Source organism: Nostoc sp. UHCC 0252 (genome assembly GCF_034931145.1).
Classification (GTDB): domain Bacteria; phylum Cyanobacteriota; class Cyanobacteriia; order Cyanobacteriales; family Nostocaceae; genus Nostoc.
The window spans coordinates 44,705-55,390 of the sequence record NZ_JAYGHE010000056.1 but is presented as its reverse complement, the minus strand read 5'-3'; the positions used below and the strand labels follow the sequence as shown (position 1 = coordinate 55,390).

The following is a 10,686-nucleotide window of genomic DNA, read 5'->3' as shown; positions in this document are numbered from 1 at the left end:
TTAGTGGCTCATTTTGAATATAATAGCAAGTATCGGGTTCTATTCCCTTTGTTATTGGTTTACGTTTTAATGTTGTAGAACCAGCACTTCTAATTTTAGTTTTTAATTCCACTGCTAAAGCGAATATCAATCGGTCAAACTGAATTTTAGGATTTTCATGTTCAAAAAGTGGAGTCATGATTTCTAAAACACCGCAGTCATAAGCAAATCTTGAGCCTCTGTCCTCACCTGTATCTCTCAGCAAGGCTTCAAAGGTTTCCCAGCTAATGTTCTGTAGCACTGTTCTTTGTTCAGCAGGCGTTAACTTGACAAGCATATTAAAATAATTCGTAATTCGTAATTCGTAATTCGTAATTTGTAATTAAGTTTTGTAATTGCGATTTAGACTTCATCACAAAATTTACCAGACCTCCAGAATTAGTTAAAATAGTTCTTCTGTCAGGATGTTAGATAAAATCCCGATAATTTTACCTATGTCATTAATATAATATTCGCTCAAGTCAATTTCAATCACTTGCCCAATAAGTTTTAAAAACTTCCAGTTAGTTCCAGTGGTGACAGTTCCATAAATTGCCTGAATGTTATTACCCTCACGTTCATTAAACAATTTAGCTGCTAACATCTCTGCTACACACTGACCTAACCCTGCATTGATATTTTCTTTCTTAGCTTCTACAATTGTGACAACTGGTGCGTTCAGAATTAGTAACTCTGGTGAACGGCTAATAATAAAATCGCAATTTCCATTTAAACCTTGTGCTGAATCAACTGTAAAATCGATACCAGAAAACAAACTTATTTGATTATTTAAATATTTCCTTACAGCAATTAAAATAGGCGTTGTAATCATCTCTGAACGAGAATTTTCAGTATTACTAGCAAGAGCTAAAGGTACATTTTCCCGCAAGACTTCTGCAAGTAATGGTGGACACTCTACTTCATGTACAGATGCAAATACATCAACTTTATCAGAAATAGTTAGACCAAAGGTTTTTCTAACTCTATCTAAAGTAAAGTCACTGTATGACACCTTAGTTGCTCCTGTAAATAATCCAGATAATTAAATTGTGCCAACTATTAGCAAGATATGTTGCTGATAATTGGCACAATTAGTATCTGAATATTTTGTAGCTTTAAGCAAGGAAACCTGCAAAAAAGTCAAGAGTTTCTTTCAGTGCTTTGATGAAAATATCAATCTCCTCGCGGGTGTTGTAGAAAGATAGACTTGCTCGTGCGGTTGCAGCAAGACCTAAGTAACGGTGTAATGGCTGTGTGCAGTGGTGTCCAGAACGAATAGCAACGCCTTCTTGATCTAATAATGTAGATAAGTCGTTAGCGTGAACTTCTCCGGCTGTGAAGGACGCAAGAGCGGCTCTTCCTTCCCCTTTTGCATTTGGTTTGGGGCCGTAAATTCTAATTTGGGGAATTTGCTCTAATTGTTGGAACAAATAAGCGGTTAATTCTGCTTCGTAGGCGTGGATTTTATCCATACCAATACTGCTAAGATAATCGATCGCAGCACCAAGTGCGATCGCTTCTCCAATTGCAGGTGTACCGGCTTCAAATTTATGCGGTAATTCTGCATAAGTAGAATGGTCTAAATACACCTCTGCAATCATCTCGCCACCACCAAAAAATGGTGGCATTGATTCCAATAATTCTAACTTGCCATACAGAAATCCTATCCCAGTTGGAGCGCACATTTTATGACCGGAAGCTACCAACCAGTCACAATCTATTTTCTGTACATCTACAGGGTAGTGGGGGACACTTTGGCAAGCATCAACTAAGAATTTAGCACCGTAGCTGTGTGCGATCGCACCAATTTCTTCCACTGGGTTAATACAACCCAAAGCATTAGAAATATGCACTACTGACACCAACTTTGTTTTTTCGGAAATCAGCTTTTTAAACTGTTCCAAATCAAAAGTTTCTTGTGGAGTTAATTCCACAAATTTCAATACTGCACCCGTTTTTTGCGCTACCAATTGCCAAGGCACAATATTACTGTGGTGTTCCATCACCGACAGAATAATTTCATCTCCCGGCTGCAAATTATTCATTCCCCAGCTATAAGCGACTAGGTTAATCGCCTCACTTGCATTGCGGGTGTAGACAATTTCCTGACGCGATGCAGCATTGATGAATTTGGCAACTTTATCTCTAGCACCTTCATAAGCATCAGTAGCTTTAGCACTCAGAGAATGGGCACCTCGATGCACATTAGCATTATATTGCTCGTAATAATCCCGCAAGGTATTTAATACGAACAAAGGTTTTTGCGATGTCGCAGCATTATCGAGATAAACCAAGGGTTTCTCGTTGACTTCCTGATGCAATATCGGGAAGTCAGCGCGAACTTTATCAGCAAGGGTTTTGGTAGGAGTAAAAGTCATTGGTAGATTAGTTATTACTCATTAGTCAGGGACTTGAGATTATTCACTGTGTTTAAAAGGATTTCTCGCAGAGAGGGAATCGGTATTTGGTTGATAACTTCAGCAGCGAAGGCGTTAATTAACAACTTTCGAGCATCGTTTTCATCAATTCCCCGACTTTGCAGATAAAATATTTCATCATCTTCCAATTGGCTAACAGTAGCACCGTGAGCGCATTTGACATTATCCGCCGTAATTTCCAATTGGGGTTTGGTATCAACTCTGGCTTTAGACGATAGCAGCAAATTACGATTCAACTGGGATGCATTTGTTAACTGCGCTAGTTTGGGTACAAAAACTTTACCATTGAACACCGCATGAGCGCGATCGCCTACAATACATTTATGCAATTGCTCACTTGTACCGTGGGGATAGTTAAGTGCGATCGCACTGTGAGTATCAGCCAACTGTTTACCAGAAATTATCGTCAAACCATTGAGAGTAGTTTGTGTCTGCTCACCAGTTTGCAAAATCTCCAAATTGTGCCGTGACAACTTCGCACCTAAAGTTATGGCATGACAAGTATATCGACTATCACGAGCTTGTGCGATCGCAGTTTTCCCAATATGAAAAGCCTCTGCACCTTCCCACTCAACCCTAGTGTGACTCACCTCAGCATTGTCACCCACCCAAACTTCCGTAACCGCGTTAGTTAAGTAAACTTCTTCCTTCGCGCCCTTTGCGCCTTCGCGGTTCGTATACTCTTCAACCAACGTCACCTGCGAACCACTTTCCGCCACCACCAAACAACGCGGCTGCGAAATCGTCGCCGTTTCCCCCGCAACCGAAATAAACACCAAATGAATTGGCGTTTCAACTACCACATTCTTCTTCACCCATACCACAGCTGCATCAGTTATCCCAGCCGTATTGAGAGCAGTAAAAACTTCCTGCGCTCCCTCAGCTTGAGCTAAATACTGCCGTACACCTTCCTGCTCAACCACAGACAAACCAGCCAAATTGCTCACTACAATTCCAGATGGCAAATCTGAAACTGCGGATAACTCCGGCGCAAAAACGCCATTAACAAATACCAAACGACTATTAGCCGCTTCTGGCAAAATATCAAATTCTAGAGACGCAAAATTTCCCGTCCCTACATTAAATTGCACCTTTCGCAGAGACGACAAATCAGTAAACCGCCATTCTTCCTCGCGGGTGGTGGGAATAGTCGAGTGGCGTACCCAATTAGCAGCACTTTGGCGTAATTCCTGTAACCATCCCTCTGTTTTGGTTGCAGTTACCTGATTTAACAATTCAGTTAGATAAGTATCTTTATCTAACAAAGTCGATGTCAAACTGACTAAATTCGAGTTAGGTATTGGACTGGGAGATACTTGAATACTCATTACACACCCACCTCAGCAGCAAATTCTTCCAGCACCCAGTCATAACCGCGAGACTCTAATTCCAGCGCTAATTCCTTACCACCACTCGTAATAATTCGCCCCTGTGCCATCACATGCACAAAATCAGGCACAATATAATCAAGTAATCGCTGATAGTGAGTAATCAAAATTGTCGAATTCTCTGGACTTGCCAGTTGATTTACCCCATTCGCCACAATTCGGAGCGCGTCAATATCCAAACCCGAATCAGTTTCATCCAAAATTCCTAACTTTGGTTGCAGCAACGCCATTTGCAGAATTTCATTCCGCTTCTTCTCACCACCAGAAAACCCTTCATTCAAACTCCGACTGAGAAAACTGGCATTCATCTTCACCACATCCAGCTTTTCTTCAATCAAATCGTCAAAATCAAAAGCGTCTATTTCCTCTAAACCTTGCGCCTTCCGCCGGGAATTGTACGCCACCCGCAAAAAATCTAAATTGCTCACACCCGGAATTTCTAACGGATACTGAAACGCCAAAAATACACCACTTCTTGCGCGTTCTTCCGGCTCCAACTCCAGTAAATTTTGCCCCTGGAAAATCACCTCACCGCCAGTCACCTCATACGCCGGATGCCCAGCCAACACCTTAGAAAAAGTACTCTTACCAGAACCATTCGGCCCCATGATCGCATGAATCTCACCCGATCGCACATCCAGATTCACACCCTTCAAAATCGGTGTTCCATCAACATTAGCCGTCAGATTCCGTACTGACAGCACAACTTCACTATTTTCAATAATCATCTTCTCTCCCTTCTCTTTCTCTGCGCTCTCTGCGCCTCTGCGGTTCGTCATTCTTCCAAAAGATAAACACAGAACGCCGATGTCCCTGTGTTTATCCTTCCTTCCACTTATCCAACACTGCCTTCCAACTTCAAACTCAACAACTTATCAGCTTCCACAGCAAACTCCATCGGTAGCTGATTGAAAACATCCTTACAGAAGCCGCTAATCATCATCGAAATAGCATCTTCTGAAGAAATACCCCGTTGAGCAAAGTAAAATAACTGATCTTCCCCAATCTTAGAAGTAGAAGCTTCATGCTCCACCTTCGCACCGTTATTTTGCACCTGAATATAAGGGAAAGTATTCGCATGGGCATTATCCCCAATCAGCATTGAGTCACACTGAGAATAATTTCTCGCCCCCTTCGCCGTCGGGTTAACTTTTACCAAACCCCGATAGCTATTACTAGAATTACCTGCGGAGATTCCTTTAGAAATAATTGTACTGCGGGTATTCTTACCTACGTGAATCATCTTACTACCCGTATCAGCTTGCTGCTGATGATTTGTCAGCGCCACCGAGTAAAACTCACCCACAGAGTTATCACCCACCAACACACAGCTAGGATATTTCCAAGTAATTGCTGAACCTGTTTCTACTTGAGTCCAGGAAATCTTAGAATTTACGCCCTGACACAAACCGCGCTTGGTGACAAAGTTGTAAATACCGCCTTTACCGTTAGCATCGCCAGCGTACCAGTTTTGCACAGTGGAGTATTTAATTTCGGCGTTGTCGAGGGCGACGAGTTCCACAACGGCAGCGTGTAGCTGGTTGCTGTCATACATCGGTGCGGTGCAACCTTCGAGGTAAGAAACATAACTACCTTCTTCGGCGACAATCAAAGTCCGCTCAAATTGTCCCGTGTCACCAGAGTTGATGCGGAAGTAGGTAGATAGTTCCATTGGGCATTTTACGCCTTTAGGAATATAGACAAAAGAACCATCGCTAAATACGGCGGCGTTCAAAGCGGCAAAATAATTGTCAGCTATAGGAACAACGCTACCCAAATATTTTTTAATCAGTTCTGGGTGTTCTTGCAACGCTTCCGAAAACGAACAGAAAATAACGCCATCTTCCGCTAGCTTTTCTTTAAATGTAGTGGCGACAGAAACGCTATCGAAAATTGCATCAACGGCGACATTTGCCAGCCGCTTCTGTTCAGATAGAGAAATGCCTAGTTTCTCAAAGGTTTCTAAAAGGGTTGGATCAACTTCATCCAAGCTGTTTAGTTTTTCTTTCTTACGTTTTGGCGCTGAGTAATAAATGATATCCTGATAATTTATTGGCGGATACTTGACATTTGGCCAAGTTGGTTCCGTCATTTTTTGCCACTGGCGATAAGCTCTGAGACGAAAGTCCAGCATGAACTGCGGCTCGTTCTTCTTAGAGGAGATCAAGCGGATAACGTCCTCGTCTAGTCCACGCGGAATAGTGTCGGCCTCAATGTCCGTGACAAAGCCGTACTTGTAGGGTTGGTTGACTAAGGTTTTGACAGTGGCACTCATCAGTAATAATCTCTCGTGTTCAGAACTTGAATCTCTCTATAAGGATGGGAGACGGGGTTTCTTTAGCCGATTCCCACCTACCGTTACGGAATGGTTACACGGCTGCTAGAATAGTGGTGGAGAGTAAAACAACAGCTATGTTGTTTAATCTATCTTCATTTTACGCTAAATTAACAACAACAATGTTGTCTAAGTCAAACAATTTTGGATTTTAGATTTGCAATTTGGGATTGAAAGAGACCACAAGGGTGCTTGGCTCAAGGATTTTAGATTGACGATAGCGGGGCATATACCAGAAAACTTTTTTAATCCAAAATTCAAAATCCAAAATCCAAAATTGGCACGGTCAAATTTTCAAATAAATTTTTGGGGCGTTCGCTGAACGTCTCGCACCACATGAAGATGGCGACTACCCACCAGTCCTCAACCAAGCAAGATATCCTAGAATATCTGCACAAACACGAAAAAGCAACGGCTTTGGAGCTAGCTGAAGTTTTAGACGTTACCCCTCAAGCTATTCGTCGCCATCTCAAAGATTTGGAGACGGAGGAGCTAGTTTTGTATTCGACATCAGTGCAGGCGGCGGGGATGGGGCGGCCGCAGCATCTTTATCAACTGAGTCGTCAAGGACGCGATCGCTTGCATCGAAGAATGAGCGATCGCTTTGGTGATGGCCACGGAAATTTTGCGGTTTCGTTGCTAGACACCTTAGCCGAAACGGTAGGACACGATCAATTTAAGTCGATTTTAGAGAAACAGTGGCAACGCAAAGCTCAAGAATACCGCGATCGCGTCGGTAATGGTTCACTGCGAGAACGGGTAGCCAACTTAGTAGAGTTGAGAAAAGCGGAAGGGTTCATGGCAGAGTATCACCCTGTTGATGTGAATGACAGCTTTGAGAGCGATCGCTTTATCTTAATGGAGCATAATTGCGCCATTTCCAACGTTGCCGAATCTTTCCCCAGTATCTGTGGCCACGAATTAGAAATGTTTGCAGCCGTCTTACCTGATTGTACCGTAGAACGCACCCACTGGATTATTGATGGCGAACATCGTTGTGGCTATTTGGTACAAATTCGTCATTAGTCATTTGCGAAAACTATTACCCAATTCCCACTTCCCAATAATCAACTAAATTTGAAATAGCGTTATGGACGTACCAACACAGCAACCATCAGCACAATTTTTAACTCTGGAAGAGTCAGCCAAAGTAGATGCGGCTTTGTTGTCTTCTCCAGAAAAGTTTTTAACAAGATTGACGATTTCATCACTTAAACTATTGAAGCATATTGCCCAAGAATACGGTGTTGCTATTGAAGATTTGACAACACCGCAAGTAATTGCGTGGTTTGAAAAAGATGGCAAAATTCGCCGTGAGCAGGGAATTGAAGCTTCATATCTGAAATGGTAATTTGTCTAACGAATTTTCCGATTTTCCTGCGATGATAATGCGTTTTTTCTAGCTTGGTGATTGAGTTTCCAAAACCTCTTTTTTCTGCAACAAAGCACTAGTAGCATTGACCACAATCTGTGCTGAACCTGTGAAAAACGATCGCTCGATAGTCGCTGGAATATCGCTAGATTGATGATAGTGTGGAGTCCGTAAATTTGCGGTATCTGTCACCAGCACAGCACCTACACCCTGATACCAAAATGGTGCATGATCGCTACGTAGAGTGTCTGGTGTCAATAAACCTTTAAAAGGAATTGGTACTGTTAAAACTGCTGGCAGATTCGATTCTTGTTTATTCAGGGCGGTTGAGGGGAGCATCTGTGAGCTTTGAAAAGCATTCAGCAAAGGCAAATGTTCTGTATCACCAACTACTGCCAAAAAGTCGCCCTTGTCGCTAGGTGGCTTGACAGGCAATCCGGCAGGGTATTTCTGACACCCAGGAGTGTAACAAGCATAACCTACCATATCCATAACGATCGCTCCGCCTAAATTTTGCAAGCGTGCTGTTTTGCTCACAAAAGCCTGACTACCAAAAAGTCCTGCTTCCTCTTGGTCAAAAAAAGCTAGCTGTAACGTTCGTGGTGTGGGACGAGAACCGAGCAACCTTGCAATTTCCAGCACTACAGCGACACCACTAGCATTATCATCAGCACCGGGGGATAAGGCAACAGTGTCGTAATGCGCTGCGACGAGAATTGCTTTAGCAGTTTTGTCAGTTCCTGGACGTTCGGCAAAAATATTCACACCCTCAGAGAAGTTTTCTAGTTTGGGTTTCCAGCCGTATTTTGTGAGTTCAGTTGTGATATAAGTGCGAGTAAGCGATCGCTCTTTTGTCGTGTAGCGCTGAAAATTCAACTTTTGGATATGGGTTAACAGTCTGTCAGCAGACACTTGTAGCGCACTGTCAACTTCCTTTAGCTCTGGCTTTGGTTGAGTTGTTTCCACTGGAATACTCTCAACAATTGGTGGTGAGGGACGCTGTTCAAAAAACGTACTACCTCTGCTACCCACCACAGTAATTGCCATTAGCACCAACAGCGTCAGCCAAATCCATTTTTTCATATAATTTATCCTTACTTTATCCGACTTGTAGTAAGTTTTATGATGTATGCTTCCAGTTGTTGGCTGTCTGGGATATACATACAATTAACTGACTCACTTAAAACTCTGCTTAAAGAAATAATCACTCAATTAAAGAGTGCATCAAGATGTGATTTTATCGCCCCAAACTGTGATGGAGTTAAGTTACATTAGTGACTCGCATAAAAATATACATACAGTGTATTTCAGGTCAATGAAGTACATGGGTAGTGGCACAACAATGTTGTGCCCTTACGATAATTTGTACCTCACAAAGTTGTAATCTGTTGTAATTAGGACTTACGCACACTCTACGAATTCTTGGCGTTCTTGGTGTCTTGGCGGTTCGATAAATTAAGTTTTTCGGTAAGTTTTGCGTAAGTCCTAGTAATAAAGCAGAAAAATCCAAATTTTAATTGTTACATTATTAAACCGCAATCTCCTTAACTAAGACTTACATACATAATTTTATTATTTTTATATATTTCAAAATTTATTTTAGAAAAACCAGCTTATGAACGTGACCAGCATTTTATCAAACACACAAACAACAGAGACAGTTCGGATTCTGATTGTTGAAGATGAGTATATCCTAGCGATGAATTTACAAGAGACTTTAGAATTGCTGGGATACACTGTTTTAGATATTACTGATTCGGCAGAAACGGCAATTGAGAAAGCTGCTGAACTACTCCCAAACTTGGTTTTGATGGATATCCGATTGCGGGGTGAAATGGATGGCATTCAAGCAGCCGAAACAATCTGGAATCGTTTTCAAATACCTGTAGTTTATATTACTGGTCATTCTGACAAAAGTACTGTAGAGCGGGCTAAATTAACATTTGTTTTTGGTTACATTCTCAAACCTGTCAAAGAGCAACAACTTTATGTTGCCATTCAAACAGCGCTAAATTGCTATCAACGTGAGCAATTGTCAAAATTGCAACAGTTCAACCAGTTGAAAGAGGATTTCTTAGCAACCACCTCTCATCAAATACGAATGCCATTAGAGAATATTAAAATGACCATCTCTGTGCTAGAGAATATTCTTCAGCGAGAGGGCATTTGCAATTCAGAGCTACTTTCTCCATTTGAGTCTATAGCTGGCTACCTAACTATTCTGCGTCAACAAAGCGAAGAAGGCCTAGATTTGGTAAACAATTTGCTGTCTATGCAAATGATTGATACAGATATCTATCCATTAAAAGTAACTTCATTTCAACTTCAAGAGTGCCTTCCTTATTTAGCTTTGTATTTTCAAGAACGCGCTCGAAATCAGCAACAGATTTTCCAGATTAGTATCCCTCAAAATTTACCACCTATAGTTTCAGACTTAGCTATTCTGACCAAAATTGTCTCAGAGTTACTCAACAATGCCTGCAAATATTCTCCTCCTGATGAAGAGATTAAATTAACTGTCCAGCTCATCTACATTACAAAAAATCTTATTAATGAAGACGCTCAATCTGGCGTAGTAACTGATTCTCAAGTACCATTTTTTGAAATTACAATCAGCAATTCTGGGGTAATAATCCCGAAAAAAGATCAATCTCGAATATTTGAGCCATTTTACCGAATTCCTTACAATGATTTCTGGAAAAATGGCGGGACAGGATTGGGCTTGGCATTAGTTAAGAAGCTCGTAGAATATCTTCAAGGTACTATAGGAGTTACTAGTATTCAAGGTTGGACAAAATTCACAGTTCTACTACCTGTAAGCCTGTCAAATTTATCAGCTTAAGCAAATATTATCTTTATCTCTATACAGTTCTTAAGATACAAAAATGAGATAAATAATTAACCGCATAGGTTTCAGCATAATTTTGTGAGTTCAGTCAGCGCCAACAGCATCAGCCAAATCCATTTTTTTATGTGATTTATCCTTGGCTTCCAGACTTAGGGTAGCGCAAATCCCTAGTCAAAATAAATTAGACTTCTTGCAAAAATATGAATAAGCGAAAAGGAACCACAGATGAACATCGGTGTTAACCTGTGGCTGAATCTCCAAAACATAGACTTTTGCAAAAGGTCTAA

General features: G+C 41.4%; 10 protein-coding genes. 3 read left to right on the top strand and 7 right to left on the bottom strand.

Features of this window, described 5'->3' with window-relative positions; all coding sequences use genetic code 11:
• From VB732_RS25565 to sufB, 6 genes are all read right to left on the bottom strand, one after another.
• Positions 1-316 (bottom strand): Uma2 family endonuclease (locus VB732_RS25565; protein ID WP_323233693.1); only part of this gene is annotated, 316 nt, incomplete at its 3' end.
• Between the two features lie 105 nt (positions 317-421).
• Positions 422-1,030 (bottom strand): hypothetical protein, encoded by a 609-nt coding sequence (locus VB732_RS25560; protein WP_323233692.1) that lies wholly within the window; start codon positions 1,028-1,030, stop codon positions 422-424.
• A 103-nt stretch (positions 1,031-1,133) separates the two neighbouring features.
• Entirely contained in the window at positions 1,134-2,396 is a 1,263-nt protein-coding gene (locus VB732_RS25555; protein ID WP_323233691.1) for a cysteine desulfurase, read from the bottom strand.
• A 14-nt stretch (positions 2,397-2,410) separates the two neighbouring features.
• Positions 2,411-3,784 carry a Fe-S cluster assembly protein SufD gene (gene sufD / locus VB732_RS25550; RefSeq protein WP_323233690.1) on the bottom strand — a complete coding sequence of 458 codons (1,374 nt, stop codon included), beginning with the start codon at positions 3,782-3,784 and terminating at the stop codon, positions 2,411-2,413.
• Entirely contained in the window at positions 3,784-4,572 is a 789-nt protein-coding gene (gene sufC, locus VB732_RS25545; protein WP_323233695.1) for a Fe-S cluster assembly ATPase SufC, read from the bottom strand. The genes sufD and sufC overlap by 1 nt, the downstream gene beginning before the upstream one ends.
• 107 nt (positions 4,573-4,679) lie before the next feature.
• Positions 4,680-6,119, bottom strand: coding sequence for a Fe-S cluster assembly protein SufB (sufB, locus tag VB732_RS25540; protein WP_109009508.1), 1,440 nt, complete (start codon positions 6,117-6,119; stop codon positions 4,680-4,682).
• 402 nt (positions 6,120-6,521) lie between these two features.
• Here sufB and sufR point away from each other — a divergent pair, with 402 nt between their 5' ends.
• Entirely contained in the window at positions 6,522-7,205 is a 684-nt protein-coding gene (gene sufR / locus VB732_RS25535) for an iron-sulfur cluster biosynthesis transcriptional regulator SufR (RefSeq protein WP_323233689.1), read from the top strand.
• 64 nt (positions 7,206-7,269) lie between these two features.
• Positions 7,270-7,530, top strand: coding sequence for a hypothetical protein (locus VB732_RS25530; RefSeq protein ID WP_323233688.1), 261 nt, complete (start codon positions 7,270-7,272; stop codon positions 7,528-7,530).
• 48 nt (positions 7,531-7,578) lie between these two features.
• Here VB732_RS25530 and VB732_RS25525 read toward each other — a convergent pair whose 3' ends face one another.
• On the bottom strand, positions 7,579-8,634 hold the full coding sequence (locus VB732_RS25525) for a M28 family peptidase (RefSeq protein ID WP_323233687.1): 1,056 nt from the start codon (positions 8,632-8,634) through the stop codon (positions 7,579-7,581).
• A 532-nt stretch (positions 8,635-9,166) separates the two neighbouring features.
• Between VB732_RS25525 and VB732_RS25520 the strand changes: the two genes are divergently transcribed.
• A complete protein-coding gene (locus tag VB732_RS25520) occupies positions 9,167-10,393 on the top strand; it encodes a response regulator (RefSeq protein WP_323233686.1) in 1,227 nt (408 codons plus the stop codon).
• Positions 10,394-10,686 lie beyond the last annotated feature (293 nt).

Coding starts and splice junctions, on each gene's coding strand:
- VB732_RS25555 (WP_323233691.1), bottom strand. CDS start 2,396: ATGACTTTTACTCCTACCAAAACCCTTGCTGATAAAGTTCGCGCTGAC.
- sufD (WP_323233690.1), bottom strand. CDS start 3,784: ATGAGTATTCAAGTATCTCCCAGTCCAATACCTAACTCGAATTTAGTC.
- sufC (WP_323233695.1), bottom strand. CDS start 4,572: ATGATTATTGAAAATAGTGAAGTTGTGCTGTCAGTACGGAATCTGACG.
- sufB (WP_109009508.1), bottom strand. CDS start 6,119: ATGAGTGCCACTGTCAAAACCTTAGTCAACCAACCCTACAAGTACGGC.
- sufR (WP_323233689.1), top strand. CDS start 6,522: ATGGCGACTACCCACCAGTCCTCAACCAAGCAAGATATCCTAGAATAT.
- VB732_RS25530 (WP_323233688.1), top strand. CDS start 7,270: ATGGACGTACCAACACAGCAACCATCAGCACAATTTTTAACTCTGGAA.
- VB732_RS25525 (WP_323233687.1), bottom strand. CDS start 8,634: ATGAAAAAATGGATTTGGCTGACGCTGTTGGTGCTAATGGCAATTACT.
- VB732_RS25520 (WP_323233686.1), top strand. CDS start 9,167: ATGAACGTGACCAGCATTTTATCAAACACACAAACAACAGAGACAGTT.